At 54.3% G+C, this 16,241-nt stretch carries 21 protein-coding genes and 1 other RNA gene; 19 read left to right on the plus strand and 3 right to left on the minus strand.

Translation table 11 applies throughout. From position 1 onward, the window contains the following. Nucleotides 1-127: 127 nt before the first annotated feature. Nucleotides 128-739 carry a cob(I)yrinic acid a,c-diamide adenosyltransferase gene (locus E0E37_RS05820; RefSeq protein ID WP_130862049.1) on the plus strand — a complete coding sequence of 204 codons (612 nt, stop codon included), beginning with the start codon at nt 128-130 and terminating at the stop codon, nt 737-739. Between the two features lie 59 nt (nt 740-798). On the opposite strand, the gene E0E37_RS05825 is transcribed toward E0E37_RS05820, so the two are convergent. After that, on the minus strand, nt 799-1,320 hold the full coding sequence (locus E0E37_RS05825) for a transcription repressor NadR (protein ID WP_130862050.1): 522 nt from the start codon (nt 1,318-1,320) through the stop codon (nt 799-801). 210 nt (nt 1,321-1,530) lie between these two features. On the opposite strand from E0E37_RS05825, the gene E0E37_RS05830 reads away from it, so the two are divergent. Continuing rightward, complete coding sequence (locus E0E37_RS05830; protein WP_130862051.1) at nt 1,531-2,571, plus strand: PTS transporter subunit IIC; 1,041 nt, start codon at nt 1,531-1,533, stop codon at nt 2,569-2,571. A gap of 366 nt (nt 2,572-2,937) precedes the next feature. After that, the gene (locus E0E37_RS05835) at nt 2,938-3,942 is read left to right on the plus strand and encodes a methyltransferase domain-containing protein (RefSeq protein WP_130862052.1); all 1,005 of its coding nucleotides are present in this window, start codon (nt 2,938-2,940) and stop codon (nt 3,940-3,942) included. Nucleotides 3,943-4,108: 166 nt separating this feature from the next. Here E0E37_RS05835 and E0E37_RS05840 read toward each other — a convergent pair whose 3' ends face one another. Both E0E37_RS05840 and E0E37_RS05845 read right to left on the minus strand, forming a co-directional pair. Further along, the gene (locus E0E37_RS05840) at nt 4,109-4,486 is read right to left on the minus strand and encodes an endolytic transglycosylase MltG (protein WP_130862053.1); all 378 of its coding nucleotides are present in this window, start codon (nt 4,484-4,486) and stop codon (nt 4,109-4,111) included. 66 nt (nt 4,487-4,552) lie between these two features. Beyond that, nucleotides 4,553-4,861: a hypothetical protein gene (locus E0E37_RS05845; protein ID WP_130862054.1), complete on the minus strand. Its 309-nt coding sequence runs from the start codon at nt 4,859-4,861 to the stop codon at nt 4,553-4,555. 231 nt (nt 4,862-5,092) lie between these two features. On the opposite strand from E0E37_RS05845, the gene E0E37_RS05850 reads away from it, so the two are divergent. From E0E37_RS05850 to E0E37_RS05925, 16 genes are all read left to right on the plus strand, one after another. Further along, complete coding sequence (locus E0E37_RS05850) at nt 5,093-6,115, plus strand: RluA family pseudouridine synthase (protein ID WP_165445225.1); 1,023 nt, start codon at nt 5,093-5,095, stop codon at nt 6,113-6,115. 5 nt (nt 6,116-6,120) lie between these two features. Then, complete coding sequence (gene lepB, locus E0E37_RS05855; protein ID WP_246019642.1) at nt 6,121-6,645, plus strand: signal peptidase I; 525 nt, start codon at nt 6,121-6,123, stop codon at nt 6,643-6,645. Between the two features lie 91 nt (nt 6,646-6,736). Further along, entirely contained in the window at nt 6,737-7,273 is a 537-nt protein-coding gene (gene lepB, locus E0E37_RS05860) for a signal peptidase I (protein ID WP_130862056.1), read from the plus strand. A gap of 71 nt (nt 7,274-7,344) precedes the next feature. Then, nucleotides 7,345-7,806 carry an SsrA-binding protein SmpB gene (gene smpB / locus E0E37_RS05865; protein WP_130862057.1) on the plus strand — a complete coding sequence of 154 codons (462 nt, stop codon included), beginning with the start codon at nt 7,345-7,347 and terminating at the stop codon, nt 7,804-7,806. Nucleotides 7,807-7,838: 32 nt separating this feature from the next. Then, nucleotides 7,839-8,849 carry an aldo/keto reductase gene (locus tag E0E37_RS05870; RefSeq protein WP_130862058.1) on the plus strand — a complete coding sequence of 337 codons (1,011 nt, stop codon included), beginning with the start codon at nt 7,839-7,841 and terminating at the stop codon, nt 8,847-8,849. A gap of 167 nt (nt 8,850-9,016) precedes the next feature. Next, nucleotides 9,017-9,386: a transfer-messenger RNA gene (ssrA, locus tag E0E37_RS05875) on the plus strand. 157 nt (nt 9,387-9,543) lie between these two features. Then, on the plus strand, nt 9,544-9,888 hold the full coding sequence (locus E0E37_RS05880) for a hypothetical protein (protein ID WP_130862059.1): 345 nt from the start codon (nt 9,544-9,546) through the stop codon (nt 9,886-9,888). A gap of 31 nt (nt 9,889-9,919) precedes the next feature. Beyond that, a complete protein-coding gene (locus E0E37_RS05885) occupies nt 9,920-10,108 on the plus strand; it encodes a hypothetical protein (RefSeq protein ID WP_130862060.1) in 189 nt (62 codons plus the stop codon). A gap of 77 nt (nt 10,109-10,185) precedes the next feature. Next, the gene (locus E0E37_RS05890; RefSeq protein WP_130862061.1) at nt 10,186-10,482 is read left to right on the plus strand and encodes an ArsR/SmtB family transcription factor; all 297 of its coding nucleotides are present in this window, start codon (nt 10,186-10,188) and stop codon (nt 10,480-10,482) included. Next, entirely contained in the window at nt 10,479-11,477 is a 999-nt protein-coding gene (locus tag E0E37_RS05895; protein WP_130862062.1) for a permease, read from the plus strand. The genes E0E37_RS05890 and E0E37_RS05895 overlap by 4 nt, the downstream gene beginning before the upstream one ends. A gap of 91 nt (nt 11,478-11,568) precedes the next feature. Next, entirely contained in the window at nt 11,569-11,919 is a 351-nt protein-coding gene (locus E0E37_RS05900; protein WP_130862063.1) for a thioredoxin family protein, read from the plus strand. A gap of 538 nt (nt 11,920-12,457) precedes the next feature. Further along, complete coding sequence (locus E0E37_RS05905) at nt 12,458-12,742, plus strand: hypothetical protein (RefSeq protein ID WP_130862064.1); 285 nt, start codon at nt 12,458-12,460, stop codon at nt 12,740-12,742. Between the two features lie 114 nt (nt 12,743-12,856). After that, a complete protein-coding gene (locus E0E37_RS05910) occupies nt 12,857-13,669 on the plus strand; it encodes an amidohydrolase family protein (protein ID WP_130862065.1) in 813 nt (270 codons plus the stop codon). Between the two features lie 120 nt (nt 13,670-13,789). Then, entirely contained in the window at nt 13,790-14,206 is a 417-nt protein-coding gene (locus E0E37_RS05915) for a secondary thiamine-phosphate synthase enzyme YjbQ (RefSeq protein WP_130862066.1), read from the plus strand. A 175-nt stretch (nt 14,207-14,381) separates the two neighbouring features. Continuing rightward, complete coding sequence (def, locus tag E0E37_RS05920; protein WP_130862067.1) at nt 14,382-14,837, plus strand: peptide deformylase; 456 nt, start codon at nt 14,382-14,384, stop codon at nt 14,835-14,837. Nucleotides 14,838-14,866: 29 nt separating this feature from the next. Continuing rightward, nucleotides 14,867-16,186 (plus strand): replication-associated recombination protein A, encoded by a 1,320-nt coding sequence (locus E0E37_RS05925; RefSeq protein WP_130862068.1) that lies wholly within the window; start codon nt 14,867-14,869, stop codon nt 16,184-16,186. Nucleotides 16,187-16,241 lie beyond the last annotated feature (55 nt).

The following is a 16,241-nucleotide window of genomic DNA, read 5'->3' on the forward strand; positions in this document are numbered from 1 at the left end:
CCGCTTCCGTATGAGTGAAAGGCGGCGGAGGCAAACTAGAGATGGACGTTTTTGCGGCGGAATACAGATCATGCCTGCACAGAATATGGTGCTGGGGCAGGCGTGGAAAAAGAACAGGAGTGAGTGAATGGCTAATTTATACACAAAGACGGGAGACAAGGGAAAGACCAGTCTGTACGGGGGAAGCCGGGTGGCGAAAAACAGTTTGAGGGTAGAGTGCTATGGGACGATAGACGAGGCAAACTCCATGCTGGGGCTGGCTTATGCCCTGTCTGAAAACCAGGCGGTGCGGAAACTGGTAAATCAGATCCAGATACGGCTGTTTTCCGTGGGCGCGGAGCTGGCCAGCGACGCCGGGGGAGCGGAAATGCTGAAAGCAAAGGTCACAGAGGAGGATGTGCGGAACCTGGAAAAAATCGTGGATGGCTGTACGGAGATCAATGGAAGGCAGACGGGATTCGTGGTCCCCGGTGTAAACAGAGCCTCCGCGGCGCTGCACTGTGCCCGGACGATCATCCGGCGGGCAGAGCGGCGGATCGTAGCCCTCGGCGACGAGGAAGGGGTGCGGCCGGAATTGATCCGCTACGTAAACCGTCTGTCGGATACGGTCTACGCGCTGGCCCGGCTGGAAGAGTCCTGTGAGGAGCTCTGCGCCGGCATACGGGCAGAGACGCTGAGCGGGATCAAGGGAGACGTGTTCGCCGCCTCCGAAGCTCTGGCCGCCCTGAAGGAGCGGTAGTCCGAAAAAAACGGCGTTTCGGTATAAAGATCGTACCGAAGCGCCGTTTTTGGATGGTTTTATTGCAGAAGGATCCCCAGGTCCAGCAGGGCATGTTCGATCCGGCGGAAGACGGCCTTGTCCCGGCAGCCGATGTGATGGATATGAATGCCGTCTGTGAGGGCGGAAAGGGGAGTGCCTTCCCCTCCTTTTACGCGGGCTGCAAATTGTTCCGCATCATAACGGGAGCTGATGTCCAGATTCCCGGAGATCTGCCCGTAGATAGGATGCTCGATGATCACGTCGATGAGACAGCCGCCGTAATCCACCACGCAGCAGAGCTCCGCCAGCAGTTTATCCGTTCCGTGCCTGCAGGGGACCATCCCCACATAACCGAAGGGTACTTTTTCCGATTCGTCGCGGTAGACGTAACCCCGGGCGGTGGATGAGATATCGGCTCCTGAAGCGCGGAGCAGAGCCACGTCGCCCACGATGATCTGTCTGCTGACGCCGAATCGTTTGGCGAGGCTGGTGGCGCTCAGCGGCTTCTCTTCCTGTTTCAGTATTTCTAAAATTTTCTCTCTTCGCTCTTTTGTTTCCATTTAAACCTCTCATCCATAGACTATAGATTGTTATATTTTATCACATTGGAATGCAGCGGTCAATTTTTTAGCGTTGACATGTGTCTTGACACATTGCCCGCGGTTTGGTACAATCAGACGGTATGAATGCGCGCCGGGATACACCGCCGGCGTGTACGGAAGGCCTGAGGACGATACGCATATGCGGGCCGGGACAAGAAAGGAAATGTGATGGCAAACGTAAAAGCATTTTTGAAACGGAAGGACATCGAGTTTTCCGCCAGGCGTTATTTTAACGACGCGCTGTCGGCTATGGCTCTGGGGCTGTTCGCCTCCCTTCTGATCGGACTTATTATCAAAACCATTGGAGAACAGACAGCGATCCTGTTTGGAGAAAACCCGTTCTCCGCCTTTTTCTTCGACAGCGGCAGCACGGCTATGGGCCTGATGGGACCGGCCATAGGCGCCGCGGTGGCCTTCGGACTGAAAGCGCCGCCCCTGGTACTGTTCGCCAGCATCATCACAGGCGGCATGGGCGCGGTGGGAGGCCCGGCAGGATCATTTCTCGCGGCGGCGGTGGGCGCTGAATTCGGAAAAGCCGTCTCAAAGGAAACGAAGGTAGACATTATCGTGACTCCGGCAGTCACCATCCTCATGGGCGCGCTGGCGGCCATGCTGTTCGGGCCCATGGTGGACGCGCTGATGACCGGACTGGGAGAGATCATCAAATCCGCCACGGTAATGCGCCCCTTCACCATGGGGATCATTGTTTCCGTCATCGTGGGACTGGTGCTGACCGCGCCCATATCCAGCGCCGCGCTGTGCATCATGCTCTCGCTGGACGGACTGGCCGGAGGCGCGGCCACGGCGGGCTGCTGCGCGCAGATGGTGGGCTTCGCCGTCATGACTTTCAGTGAAAACGGCGTGGGCGGGCTGTTCGCCCAGGGTATCGGCACCTCCATGCTGCAGGTGCCCAACATCATCAAAAATCCATGGATCCTGCTTCCGCCCACTCTGGCGGCGGCGATCACTGGACCCATCGCCACCAGCAGGCTGTTTTATATGGAAAATGTGGCGGCCGGCTCGGGGATGGGCACTTCCGGTCTTGTGGGACAGATCGGGACATTCACGGCCATGGGCTTCAGCGTAACAGTTCTGCTGAAGGTCCTGATCCTTCACTTCATCCTGCCCGCAGTTTTGTCCGTTATTTTCTATAAGCTGCTGGTGATGCGGGGCATGATCAAATCCGGCGACTGCAGGCTGGAGGTGTAAGACAGGGAGGAAGCGTCGTAGGGCTGCAGCGGCGGAGACGCCAAAAGACAACTGGAACGGCAGATCAGAAAAGCGGACAGTTACGTAGGGAAGGAAAAGCTTCCCTCCGGCTGTCCGCTGTTTTTATAAGATAGTACCTTCAGTTGATATTTTCGTATGTTTCAACGAAGCGGATCCTGTTTCTGAGGGAAACTTTTTTACGTTGTTAAGATTCGCCCCTTGTGCGGAACGAAAAGGAAAGTTTGCCTTTCGCCGGGGCGCTGTGTTACACTGGTAGACAGGAATATGGCCCTCGCGAAGACCGATGGGGCGGACGAATGGAAAAAGGCGGCCTGGGCCGGGGACGGCCGGGCTTGGAGAACATAAATGAAGCGATCTGTAGAAAAATTTATTGAAAGCAAAAAAATATTTCGCTGCCCCGTGTGCGGGGGCAAGCTCAGCGTGACGGAAAACGGCAGCTTTCTGTGCAAAAAAAAGCACTGCTTCGATCTGTCGGCAAAAGGCTATGTCAATTTGCTGAGCGGACAGGCGCTGCACAAAAACAAGTACGACAGGGAACTGTTTGAGTGCAGAAATCAGGTGTTTGGAGCGGGATTTTACGATCCGGTGCTGGAAGAGATCCGCCGGTGCATCGCGGAACATTTCGGCCCTGCAGAAGGGCAGGGACGGGAGAAGGCAGGCGCGGATCAGCCGGCGGACGCCGGTCCGCAGAAGGCTGGGATGCAGAAGGCCGGTCAAGATCCCATCCGCATTCTGGATGCCGGCTGCGGAGAAGGATTCTACTCGCTGTGGCTGGACGATCACATGGAACAGGCGGAGATATTTGGGCTGGATATCGTGAAGGAGGCCATCCGGATCGCGTGCAGAAGGCCGTCGGACGTGCGGTGGATGGTGGGAAATCTGGCTGATATCCCATTGTACAACAGCTCGTTTGATGTGGTGCTCAACGTGCTTACTCCGGCAAATTACAGGGAGTTCTGCCGCATATTAAAGCAGGACGGGCTCCTGATCAAGGTGGTGCCGGGAAGCGGCTATCTGAGAGAGGTGCGTCAGTGCGTATCGGAGCAGCTCTTGAACAAGGAGTACCGCAACGACTCCACCGTGGACTATTTTCAGGATAACATGGAGCTGATCCAGAGGCGGGAGGTGCGTTATACCCTGCCGGTGACAGAGGAACAGGCGGGACTGTTTCTGCGCATGACGCCCATGACCTTTCACGTGGACACGGACGGGCTGCCGGCGGAAAAGGTGGCGGGGATCAGGGAGATCACCATCCATCTGGAGCTGCTGGTGGGCAGGAGACCCTCGGGAACGGAAAAGACGAAGACGCCCCAGGGGCCCGCGCATACGGAGAGCCGCCGAAGACGGTGAAAACAATAAAAAACTGTGGTCCATGGGGCGCTGGACCACAGTCTTTTTATTATGCAGGAAATATCGCAAAGCGATATTGACGGAATAACAAAAAAGTTTACCCTGTGAAAATGAACCCGCAGGGCGAATCATATTTCCAGAGGAAACTTTTTTATTTGTCTGCGTTCTATTTCGTTATGATCGCCACGATGTCAGCAACCGATGCGCCTGCCGGGATGCTGAAGGTTCCCGCCTTCAGCTTTGTATCCGCTTTGGCGTTGGCCACCGCAGTGGTGAAATCCGACTTGGAGCTGACCACGCCTGCATCCACGAGGATCTGCGCGATCTTTTCCCCGGAGGATCCCGCAGGTATGGTGACGGTTACCGCGCTGTTGTTCTTCGGCGGATCGACCGCAGCCCCGGATCCGCTGCCGGAACCGCCGTTTGCCTGAGTGTTGGAGCCGTTTGCCGGGGCGCCGGAACCGCCGCTGCCGCCTGTGCCGCTGCCGGCGGGAGCCTGAACGTCTCCGTTCCCCTGGGGAGCGCCGGCGCTCTCCCTCTCCACGCCCGGGCCTTATCCCGACAGCGAGAAAAGCCTGGCCTCCGCCCTGGGCGGCGTGCGGCCTGTCTCTTACCCACATCGGGTTGGGTATAAGAGACGGCCCTGAACGTCTCCGTTCCCCTGGGGAGCGCCGGCGTCATTGCCTCCGCCGCTGTCCGTCCCGGCAGGATCTTCCCCGCCGGTCTGGTCTTCCCCGTCCGCGGTCAGAGCATCGCCCTGGCCTTCCTGCTGCTGCTGTTCCAGCTCGGCGGCCATCGCCTGAGGATAGTCCATGATAATATCCACGCGCCATGCGATGAGAAGTCCCGCCACGGCGATGATGATCAGCGCCACCACCAGATCGTTCTTATCGTAAAAAAAGTCCTTGATTTTTTCCATCGTCTAAAATCCCCCCTGTTTCCCTTCTAATTTATCACAATCGACAGGGAATCTCAAATAAAATGGACGCCAGTATTATTAAATTTCAATTACACAGAGGGATGCTTTGCCAAGCAAAGTGAAATGATGTATAATGTATAGGCGTATCGTCCGGGCAAACGGATGAGACACGGCGCGGCAGCGCGCCGCCAGAGAATGCGGCAGGGCGCGGGCCGCGGAGAAAGGGATGACATGATCAAACTGCAAATAACAGAAAACGACGACAGGCAGCGCCTGGATCGGTTTCTCAGAAAATATTTCAAAAATGCGCCGCTTTCCCGGATCTACAAAATGATCCGCAAGGATGTGAAGCTGAACGGCAAGCGGGCCGGCGAGGACACGATGCTGTGCGCCGGAGATGAGCTGACCGTTTACATCAGCGAGGAGGAGGCGGAGAGCCTGTGCCGGAGCAGGAGACCGGCGGGGGTGAAGAAGCAGTTTCGCATCGCCTACGAGGATGAAAATATTATCGTTGTGGAAAAGCCTTTTGGACTGCTTGTCCATGGGGATGAAAGGGAGAAAAAGAATACCCTGGCCAATCAGGTGGTGGATTATCTGATCGAAAAGGGCGATTACGTGCCGCGGAGGGAGAGGACTTTCGTGCCTTCGCCGGTAAACAGACTGGACAGAAATACCACGGGGCTGGTACTGTTCGGAAAGAACAGCAGAACGCTGCAGAGTCTGAACCGCATGATGCGGGAGAAAGGATATGTGGAGAAATATTATCTGACCATCGTATCCGGCAGGCTGCAGAAGCCGCTGACCCTCTCTGATTATCTGACGAAGGATCACGACAAAAACATTGTGAAGGTATGGCGGGATAAGGATCCGTCCGGTAATGAAGGCAAAGCTATCGAGACCATCGCCCGGCCTGTGGCCTGGGCCAAAGGGTTCACGCTGGTGGAGGTGGAGCTGGTCACGGGGCGCACCCACCAGATCCGCGCGCACATGCAGAAAGCGGGCTATCCGGTCATCGGAGATGAAAAGTACGGAGATCCTGCGGTGAATGCCAGGATCCGCAGAGAGTATGGTCTGAGCACCCAATTTCTGCACGCATACCGTCTGGCCTTCAGCAGCGCGCTTCCGCCGCTGGAATATCTGGCCGGCAAAACAGTTACGGCCCCGCTCACAGATTTTATGGAAACGATCCGGGCAGGGATTTTTCAAGGGGATTTCGACGAGATGATGAATAGGACAGGGATAGACAGGAGATGATGAAATTGAGCGAGAATACGAAAGAGTGGATCAAAGATATTGCCATCGCCGTGGCCGTGGGGCTGTTGATCATACAGTTCATCAAGCCGACGATCGTAAAGGAGCATTCCATGGAAGCCACTCTTCACGAAAATGACTATATTTTTCTGAGCAGGCAGGCGTATCTGTTCGGCGAGCCGGAAAGCGGCGATATCATCGTGTTTCACACCAATTTAAAAACAGCTGAGGGGAGAGAGAAGCTTCTTGTGAAGCGGATCATCGGCGTGCCGGGGGACACGATCAGCGTTTCCGACGGTTCCGTTTTCAGAAACGGCGTGGCTCTTGACGAGCCCTATACGCTGGAGGGGTATACCGGCGGCTATATGGAAGAAGTGACGGTGCCGGAGAATTCGCTGTTCGTCATGGGCGATAACCGGCAGAACAGCATCGACAGCAGAGATCCCAGCGTAGGCTGTATCTCGGAGGATCAGATCGTGGGCAAAGCGTTTTTCCGCCTGTACCCCTTCAACTCCATCGGAACGGTGAAGTAGGAAGAGGGCGGACCGGAAAGAGGGGCCACAGAACAAAAGGGGAGAGGATTTCAGCCGGAAATGGGGATTGCCGGCGGAGAGGAGAGGACAGATGAAAAACATGGGGAAAATGATATGGGATTTTGCAAAGACCATCGTACTGGCGCTGGTCATCGCTTTTTTAGTGACCAGTTTTGTGAAGCCGACGCTGGTCAGCGGCAATTCCATGTATCCGACCATCGAGTCAAACAGCTACATGATCATGAGCACGATCCCTTATGTAAAGGGAATGCCGGAATACGGCGACATTATCGTTTTCAACAGTCATGTGTATATGGAAAACGGCAAGGAAAAGGACTTTATCAAACGGGTGATCGGGCTGCCGGGAGATACCATCTCCATTCATGACGGCTACGTTTTCAGAAACGGCGATAAGCTGGAGGAAGACTACATCAACGGCGGCGTTACGGCGGGCAGCATGGATGAGGTCGTGATCCAGGAGGATCACGTGTTTGTTTTGGGAGACAACCGGGTCCAGGGCGGAAGCCGCGACAGCCGGGACCCAAGCATCGGACAGATCGCAATGGAGGATATTATTGGAAAGGCAGTGCTGCGGCTGTATCCCTTCGATCAGATCGGTCTGATGTAGCCCGCAGACCGCGTAAAAACGGGCGGCAAAGATTTTGATAAACAAATAACAGCAGCAAGTGTGGTGATATTATGGGTGAACGAAGATTACTGGCCAACAACAAAAAGGCGAGACACGATTACTTTATCGAAGAAGTGTACGAGGCGGGGCTGGTCCTCACCGGCACGGAGATCAAATCCATGCGTCAAGGCAAAGTTAATCTGAAGGAAAGCTACGCCAAGATCGATAACGGGGAAGTGATCATTTACAATATGCACGTAAGCCCTTATGAACAGGGCAACCGGTACAATGTGGATCCGCTGCGGCCCAGAAAGCTCCTGCTCCACAAGCAGGAGATCCGAAAGCTCATCGGCTATACGACCCAGAAGGGACTGACTCTTGTGCCCCTGCAGCTCTATCTCAACGGCCGGGGGCTGGTGAAAATAGAGCTGGCGGTAGCCAGAGGAAAGAAGCTCTACGACAAACGGGACGATATGGCGAAGAAGGACGCTGACCGGCGCATTGAAAAAGAAATGAAAAACAAATGGAGATAGCGGCGGCGGACCAATGACAGGAGGCGAGTGAGATGACGGAAGTTGTTCTGGGAAGGACCGGTATCCGGGCCAATAAAAACGGATTCGGAGCGCTGCCGATCCAGAGGGTCTCCTTTGATGAGGCGCGGGTCATCCTGCGGAAAGCGTATGACTGCGGGATCAATTTTTTCGATACGGCCAGGGCTTATTCCGACAGCGAGGAAAAGCTGGGCTTCGCCCTGAGCGACGTGCGGGACCAGATCTACATAGCGACCAAGACCGCCGCGCAGACCGGCGACGATCTGCGAAAGGATCTTGAGACCAGTCTGGGTCATCTGAAAACGGATCGCGTTGATATTCTGCAGTTTCACAATCCGTCCTTCTGCCCACGGCCAGGGGACGGAACCGGTCTTTACGAGGCGGCTGCGGAGGCGAAGACGCAGGGGAAAATAGGCTTTATCGGCATTACGAACCACAGGATCCATGTGGCGGAGGAGGCTGTGGGATCCGGCCTGTACGACACGGTGCAGTTCCCTTTTTCTTATCTGGCTGGAGACAGAGAACGGAGTCTGATCAAGGGGTGTCAGGAGAAAAACGTGGGCTTCATCGCCATGAAAGCCCTGTCCGGCGGTTTGATCTCCAACGGGGCGGCAGCCTGGGCGTTTATGGCGCAGTATGAGAACGTGCTGCCCATCTGGGGCGTTCAGAGCACAGTGGAACTGGATGAGTTTCTGGCCTGCCAGGCCGATCCGCCCAGCCTGACGGAACAGCTCTGCGCTGTCATCGAGAAAGACAGGACCGAACTGACTGGAGAATTCTGCCGGGGCTGCGGTTACTGCCTGCCCTGTCCGGCCGGGATCGACATACCCAACAGCGCCAGAATGTCGCTGATGCTGAGAAGGGCCCGGCCCCAGGATTATCTCACTGAAGACTGGAAAGAAAAGATGGGGCGGATTCCAGACTGCATTCACTGCGGCCACTGCAGGGACCACTGCCCATACGGGCTGGACACACCCCGGCTGCTGGCGGACAATTGGGCGGATTACCAGAAATTTATGAAATAGATCTGGAGAGACCGCCGGAGAAGAGTGTGAAATGGGATGGCAGGAATGAAAATATCGCAGATTTTTAATCAGATTGTAATGGTTAAAAATCTGCGATAGAGGTATAATGATAGTGAGTCCAGACGGCGGCGCGCATTGCGTCGCGGTCGGCGGACAAAATTTAACGAGGGGGCGTAAAGGTTTCGACGGGGGTGTAGAAGCAAGATAAGCGAGCCGCAGTTGTCCAGTCTGCGTTAAAAGGGACCGTTTAAATATAAACGCTAAAGAAAACAACAATTACGCATTCGCTGCATAGTTCAGCGGCCGCATAGCGGCGCGTCGTCGGCCCGGGTTCACCCGTAGGCCCGGTCACCGGCGTCAAACATACGGGAAAACTTCGTATGAGCTCCTGGTAGTACGAGGGACCAACAGGATAGCCAAGACTTCAGCCTGCCGATTGGCGGTTGTCGAGGCGAAACATTAAATAATCGGCTGCGCTCGGAGAAAGTTTTGTGGAAATGCTTTCGGACGTGAGTTCGACTCTCACCGCCTTCACCAAAAAAGTCAGGTCAGAACAGATGCGAAGTGCGTTTGCTTTGGCCTGATTTTTTGTTATATTGAACTTAGGATGAGTGGATCAGAAGCAGGATCGGAATATTGTGAAGGAAGTCTCACCGATTTCTATGGCAAAAAACGCTGAGAATCGCGGAGACCAATGCAGGGAATCGTTTTGATATGCGGAAATATGGGTCGTCTGCTGGACTTGACAGGATTTTTTCTTTTTGCCGGCCGAAAAGGAGCAAAAACGAAAAAAGAATGGTTAAGATATGTTTATAAATACAAAATATGTAAATTATTTTTTTTCTCGTTTAATACAAAAGTGCGTTCAAAAAGAAAAAAGCGACATAAATCGACAAGGCAGACAATAGAAATGCTTGTTACATCCTCTGTTTTTTTCTTTTTTGATGGTGAATACAAGGCAAAAAGAAAAAATGGATTCTCTCAAGTTTTCGATCAACTGCTGATCTGCATTATATTATATAGTATAGATTGGACGTGAACAAAAATCGGAAGTCAGGAATGGAGCGTTTATGAATAACAGGAATCAGTTCGTTACGGTATGTATGTTTGCAGGGATGCTGCTGGGGCTGGCCATCGGCTGCGCGATAGGGATCTTTCAAGGTAAAGTAGGAATATCAATGTGTTTTGGCCTTGTTTTAGGAATGATAGCGGGAATAGGTGCAGGAACTGCAATCAAGAAATTCAGAGATAAGGAATAAAGAAGTTTTCATATTGACATCTATCTATGTATTGTCTATAATAACAAATAGATAATGATCAATGTGAGGTGCGCGATATGAATACGATCGACGTTGCGTTGATCTGCAGGGCGTTGGGAGATTCCAACCGGCTGCAGATCGTACAAATGCTGTCTGACGGCGAGAAATGCGCTTGCAAGCTGTTAGAACGGTTTGAAATTACACAGCCGACCCTTTCCCACCACATGAAGATTCTATGTGAGTGCGGACTGGTGGAGGTGCGGAAAGAGGGCAAATGGAGTCATTACTCTTTAAATTGCGAAACGCTGGCCGCATTTAAAGGATTTATTGACGGCCTTTTCTGCTCCGGAGAGAGCGGAGGGTGCGGTCAATGATCTGGGATTTTATTCAAGACCAAGTTCTCGGTATGAAATGGCTCAATGAGCTGATCGGTATGGGTCTTTCTGCCGCAGGGCTGGATGTGGGCGGCCGCGTAGGCGGCAGCGTCCAATTCTTCCTTTATGACACGGCGAAGATCACGATCCTGCTCTGTTTTCTGATCTTCCTGATCAGTTACATTCAAAGTTACTTCCCTCCGGAGAGGAGCAAGAAGATCCTCGGGCGCTTTCACGGCATTTGGGCAAACTGTATATCCGCTCTGCTGGGTACGGTAACGCCCTTCTGTTCCTGTTCGTCCATTCCGCTGTTTATCGGTTTTAGCAGCGCAGGTCTGCCGCTGGGCGTAACCTTCTCGTTTTTGATCTCATCTCCGATGGTGGATCTGGGAAGCCTTGTACTGCTCATGAGCATTTTTGGGGCAAAGGTCGCGGTCATCTATGTGGCGGTAGGGCTTGTCATTGCGGTGGCGGGCGGCATGATCATCGAAAAGCTGCACATGGAAAAATATGTGGAGAGCTTCATTCTCACGGCGGGCAGCGTGAATATCGAATCCCCTGACCTGACGAGAAAAGACCGGATCCTTTATGCGAGAGAGCAAATGCTTTCCACCTTTAAGAAAGTGTTTCCCTATATTCTGGTGGGCGTCGGCATTGGCGCTCTCATCCACAACTGGATCCCGGAACATTGGATCGAGACTGCGCTGGGCAGCAGCAACCCCTTTGGCGTCGTTCTTGCCACGCTGGTGGGGATCCCAATGTATGCCGACATCTTTGGCACGATCCCCATTGCAGAAGCGCTGCTCTATAAGGGCGCGCAGCTGGGCACGATCCTGTCCTTTATGATGGCCGTTACGACGCTCAGTCTGCCTTCTATGGTCATGCTGAAAAAGGCTGTCAAGCCAAAGCTGTTGGGCCTGTTCATCGGTATTTGTGCCGTCGGCATTATTCTAGTAGGATATTTCTTCAACGCAATTCAGGCGTTTATTATTTAGGAGATATGGCTGGGCGGAAACGATCCGGCATAAGGCCGTGGGCGTTTGCGGCTGCGGCGGGAACTGTCCATGGGGAAAGGAGAATTTTACAATGGGTCTGTTTGGTAGGAAGAAGAAAGAAGCCGTCACCTCCTGTTGCTGCGGGGATGATCGTAAGCCTGAAAACACGGAGAAGACGGAAGCGGCTGAGACCGGCGGTGCGTCTGTAAAAATTCTGGGTTCCGGCTGTGCGAAGTGCGATCAGCTGGAAGCCGCCGCCCGCGAGGCCCTCGCTCAGCTGGGCATGGAGGACACCGTGGAGCATGTGAAGGACTTTGCGCAGATTGCCGCCTATGGCGTGATGAGCACTCCGGCCCTTATGGTGGACGGCAAGGTGGCGTCCTGTGGAAAAGTCCTCAAGACCGGAGAAGTGGTGAAGATCCTGCAGGCGGCGCGGGGATAACCGGGCAGCCGGGAAGCCTTCAGAAGGCCTTCCGACCACTGTGAGACAGTTGTGAGACAGTGGCGCAAAGGAACATCATTTTACAATGCAGCGGCCGCGAACGGGCCTGTGTTTCATCGAGAGATGAAACACAGGCCCTTCTCTATTTTTGAAAAGCCGCGGCCGCGCGTCAGGACGGAAGGGGGCTTGGGGTCAAAACGGACGGGCGGGGGGCGCGATGGGCAGCATGACCTGTTCTTCGAGGAAATCACAGGGGGAAGGAGAGCAGAATAATATGGAGACAGCAGACTTTGAAACCTCCGGCCGTTGTGGTAAAATAGCCACAGGGCGTCTATTTTACAGATTCTGTGCGCGGCAGACGCCACGCGCGGATTTTACCATGATGGCCTGCGGCCAGTCATGGTAAAATAGCCACAGGGCGTCTATTTTACAGATTCTGTGCGCGGCAGACGCCATGCGCGGATTTTACCATAAGACCTCCGGCCGTTATGGTAAAATAGAATGCAAAGGTTTAAGATACAGGAAGGAGGGCGGGCCTGTGATACGATACACGAAAAAGCGGGATGACGGAAAGGGATATCAGCTGGAGAAAAATTTGATACAGGACTGTGGCGGAAGCTATGGGGGACCTGCGGCGGATCGTCTGGCACGATTTGAAAATTTATATGAACAGCTGCTGACCCGCCAGGATGAGATCGCGGTCAGGCTGGAGGAGCTGCGCGCCGCGGATAAGAAAAGCTCTGTGAAATTTAAAGAACTTCTCGGCGAAAAACTCATGAATAACAACACGCTTATACTGTTTAAGACTTTTGTTGAAGATTGACCGCAGGCGGACTGCGGTGAACGGCATATAAACCGGCGGCCGGTCGCAGAGGGCAGCCTGAAGAGGGCCGCCTGAAGAGGGCCGTCTGCAGAGGGAGGGGGAACAGGAGGTAAAATGAAGATCATTGACGCGCATCTTCACTTTGTCAGGGAAGATGAATATTTTGACGGCATCGCCGCTGCGGCAGGGCATATCAACAGCGAGGAACATCTTCGGGAGCAGTTTGACAGTCTTGACGTGGTCTGCGGCATCGTCATGGGAAATCGGGGGCTGGAGTTGGAGGATCACCGGTATCCGGAATTTCTGCGCTACTGCATCGGTCTGGACAGCGGATATCTGGCGGATAAGAGCGTGACGGAATCCCTGGACCTGATCGAAAAACATCTTAGGAAGGATCAATGCGTGGGGATCAAGCTGTACCCCGGATACTGCCCGGCCTTTATCACCGATCCGGCTTATGAGCCGGTCTACGAGCTGGCGGAGCAGTACGGAAAGGCGGTGGCCGTGCACACAGGCGCTACGGCCGGATCCAACGCCCTGCTGAAATACAGCCATCCGCTGACGTTGGATGAGGCGGCGGTCCTGCATCCCCGCGTACAGTTCGTTATGTGTCATTTCGGAAATCCATGGCTTATGGACGCGGCGGCGGTGTTGGAGAAAAATGAAAACGTGGCGGCGGATCTGTCCGGCCTGCTGGAAGGACGCGTGGATGTGGACGCTTTTTTTCTGGAGAAATCCGGTTATACGCAGCAGCTGAGCGCCTGGCTGGGCTATCTGCACGAATACGACAGAGTCATGTTCGGCACCGATTGGCCGCTGGTGAATCTCAGTGAATACCAACGATTCATCCGGCGGATCGTACCGGAAAAATATTACGAGAAAGTATTTTTTGAGAATGCGAAGAAGATATATAAATTGAATGCCTGAGAATCAAACCTGACAGGCATGCTGCGCGCGGTCCGGCGGGATGCGATCACCCGGGCCGGCGCGGGGCATGCGGGGAAGTTGCAGCGGGCAAGATCACATAAGAAGAGGAGGAAACAGGCTGTGAGATCCTATAGAAAAGAACTGCATTTCAATCTGCCGGCCAGACGCGGACTGGTGAATATCACGGAAGATGTGCGGCAGGCGCTGAGGGAGAGCGGGGTAAAAGAAGGACTGGTGCTGGTCAACGCCATGAACATAACCGCCAGCGTTTTCATCAATGACGATGAGAATGGACTGCATCAGGATTATGAACGCTGGCTGGAAGAGCTGGCGCCCGAGAAGCCTTACAGCCAGTATAAGCACAACGGCTATGAGGATAATGCCGACGCCCATCTGAAGCGGACAGTGATGGGCCGCGAGACAGTGGTGGCCGTCACTGACGGACGGCTGGATTTTGGAACCTGGGAGCAGATATTTTACTATGAATTCGATGGCAGGCGGGATAAACGCGTGCTGATCAAAATAATCGGAGAATAGACGGTCCCGCGGGAACCGGATCTGACGGGGGAAGTCCTGCGCCCGAAACTGGGGCGTGGGTCGGAGCGCAGTCAGGCAGAACGCACAGAGACAGGGAACAGAAAACAGGGAACAGAAGGCAAGAAACAGAAAGCGCAGAGCGCAGAGAAGCAGAAAGCGATAGGAGGAGAAAAGAATGGCAGTACGAAATCTCAGATATGACGGCGATGAGATACTCAGAAAAAAGTGCAAGGAAGTGACGGAAGTGGACGACCGGGTGCGGCAGCTTTTGGACGATATGATGGACACGCTGCACGAGACGGAAAACGGGGCGGCGCTGGCCGCCAACCAGGTGGGGATCCTCAGAAGGCTGGTGGTCATAGACTATGAAGACCAGTATCTGAAGCTGGTAAATCCCAGGATCGTGGAGAGCAGCGGTACACAGGACTGCGTGGAGGGCTGCCTGAGTTTCCCTGATCAATTCGGCAGGACGGTGCGGCCGGAGAGGGTCACAGTCAAGGCCCTTGATGAAAATGGAAAGGAATTGACGCTTACAGGAGAGGGCGAGATGGCAAAATGTTTCTGCCATGAGATCGACCATCTGGATGGAAAAGTGTTCATCGATATAGTGACGGAATTCATTGAAGAATAGTCCGTCTGTAATAAAGGTGGTGGATCGCAATGTATCAGCAATCTTTTTTTGACGACAGAGACAGAAATAATCCGCTGGCCAGCCGTCTCCGACCGGAAACGCTGGATGAGTTTGCGGGACAGCGTCATCTGTTGGGGGAGGGGAAGGTACTGCGCCAGCTCATAGATAAGGATCAGGTATCTTCCATGATCTTCTGGGGACCGCCCGGCGTGGGAAAGACGACGCTGGCGCGGATCATCGCTGGAAAGACAAAGTCCAATTTTATCGATTTCAGCGCGGTGACCAGCGGGATCAAGGAGATCAAGGAAGTGATGAACCGGGCGGAGGGAAACCGCATCATGGGAGAAAAGACGATCCTCTTCGTGGATGAGATCCATCGCTTCAACAAGGCGCAGCAGGACGCGTTTCTTCCCTTTGTGGAGAAGGGGAGCATCATTCTGATCGGAGCGACCACGGAGAATCCTTCTTTTGAGATCAATTCCGCGCTTCTCTCAAGGTGCAAAGTGTTTGTGCTGCAGGCGCTGTCCGCCGAGGAGCTGGCCTGGCTGCTGCGCCGGGCGGTGGACAGTCCGAAGGGCTTTGGCGGCCAGAATGTGGAGATCAGCGACGATATGCTCTCTGTGATCGCCAATTTTGCCAACGGAGACGCCCGCACGGCGCTGAACACGCTGGAAATGGTCGTGCTGAACGGGGAAAGCGACGGAAAAAGGATCCGGGTGACCATGGAGACGCTGGAGCAGTGCACCAGCAGGAAGTCGCTGCTGTACGACAAGAAAGGGGAAGAACATTACAACCTTATTTCCGCTCTGCACAAATCGATGAGAAACAGCGACGTGCAGGCGGCCATATATTGGCTGGCCAGGATGCTGGAAGCGGGAGAGGATCCCCTGTACGTGGCGCGCCGGGTGGTGCGCTTTGCCAGCGAGGACGTGGGCATGGCGGACAGCAGGGCGCTGGAGATCGCCGTGGCAGCCTATCAGGCCTGCCATTTTATCGGGATGCCGGAATGCAGCGTGCATTTGACCCACGCGGTGACTTATCTGGCTCTGGCGCCCAAGTCCAACGCTCTCTATATGGCATATGAGTCGGCGAAAGCGGATGCGCAGAAGATGATCGCCGAGCCGGTGCCGCTCCAGATCCGAAATGCGCCCACGAAATTGATGAAGGAGCTGAACTACGGAGCCGGCTATCAGTACGCTCACGATACGGAAGATAAACTGACAAACATGAAATGCCTTCCGGAGTCTCTGGGGGACAGGAAATATTACGTCCCTGGGGTGCAGGGCACGGAGGCAAAGGTGAAGGAACGGATGGAGCAGATCGAGAAGTGGCACCGCAGGAACGACTGAGCCCGCCGGTGTAGAGACGGAAATGGGGACCGGCGGAAATAGGCATAACGGGCCG

Source organism: Bacilliculturomica massiliensis, assembly GCF_900605495.1.
GTDB lineage: Bacteria > Bacillota > Clostridia > Peptostreptococcales > Anaerovoracaceae > Bacilliculturomica > Bacilliculturomica massiliensis.

What these genes read in the sequence shown, in the direction of transcription:
- E0E37_RS05835 (WP_130862052.1), top strand. Translation starts at nt 2,938, where the DNA reads ATGAAGCGATCTGTAGAAAAATTTATTGAAAGCAAAAAAATATTTCGC.
- lepB (WP_130862056.1), top strand. Translation starts at nt 6,737, where the DNA reads ATGAAAAACATGGGGAAAATGATATGGGATTTTGCAAAGACCATCGTA.
- E0E37_RS05885 (WP_130862060.1), top strand. Translation starts at nt 9,920, where the DNA reads ATGAATAACAGGAATCAGTTCGTTACGGTATGTATGTTTGCAGGGATG.
- E0E37_RS05880 (WP_130862059.1), top strand. Translation starts at nt 9,544, where the DNA reads ATGCAGGGAATCGTTTTGATATGCGGAAATATGGGTCGTCTGCTGGAC.
- E0E37_RS05890 (WP_130862061.1), top strand. Translation starts at nt 10,186, where the DNA reads ATGAATACGATCGACGTTGCGTTGATCTGCAGGGCGTTGGGAGATTCC.
- def (WP_130862067.1), top strand. Translation starts at nt 14,382, where the DNA reads ATGGCAGTACGAAATCTCAGATATGACGGCGATGAGATACTCAGAAAA.
- E0E37_RS05820 (WP_130862049.1), top strand. Translation starts at nt 128, where the DNA reads ATGGCTAATTTATACACAAAGACGGGAGACAAGGGAAAGACCAGTCTG.
- E0E37_RS05895 (WP_130862062.1), top strand. Translation starts at nt 10,479, where the DNA reads ATGATCTGGGATTTTATTCAAGACCAAGTTCTCGGTATGAAATGGCTC.
- E0E37_RS05870 (WP_130862058.1), top strand. Translation starts at nt 7,839, where the DNA reads ATGACGGAAGTTGTTCTGGGAAGGACCGGTATCCGGGCCAATAAAAAC.
- E0E37_RS05845 (WP_130862054.1), bottom strand. Translation starts at nt 4,861, where the DNA reads ATGGAAAAAATCAAGGACTTTTTTTACGATAAGAACGATCTGGTGGTG.
- E0E37_RS05910 (WP_130862065.1), top strand. Translation starts at nt 12,857, where the DNA reads ATGAAGATCATTGACGCGCATCTTCACTTTGTCAGGGAAGATGAATAT.
- E0E37_RS05830 (WP_130862051.1), top strand. Translation starts at nt 1,531, where the DNA reads ATGGCAAACGTAAAAGCATTTTTGAAACGGAAGGACATCGAGTTTTCC.
- E0E37_RS05900 (WP_130862063.1), top strand. Translation starts at nt 11,569, where the DNA reads ATGGGTCTGTTTGGTAGGAAGAAGAAAGAAGCCGTCACCTCCTGTTGC.
- smpB (WP_130862057.1), top strand. Translation starts at nt 7,345, where the DNA reads ATGGGTGAACGAAGATTACTGGCCAACAACAAAAAGGCGAGACACGAT.
- E0E37_RS05850 (WP_165445225.1), top strand. Translation starts at nt 5,093, where the DNA reads ATGATCAAACTGCAAATAACAGAAAACGACGACAGGCAGCGCCTGGAT.
- E0E37_RS05825 (WP_130862050.1), bottom strand. Translation starts at nt 1,320, where the DNA reads ATGGAAACAAAAGAGCGAAGAGAGAAAATTTTAGAAATACTGAAACAG.
- E0E37_RS05925 (WP_130862068.1), top strand. Translation starts at nt 14,867, where the DNA reads ATGTATCAGCAATCTTTTTTTGACGACAGAGACAGAAATAATCCGCTG.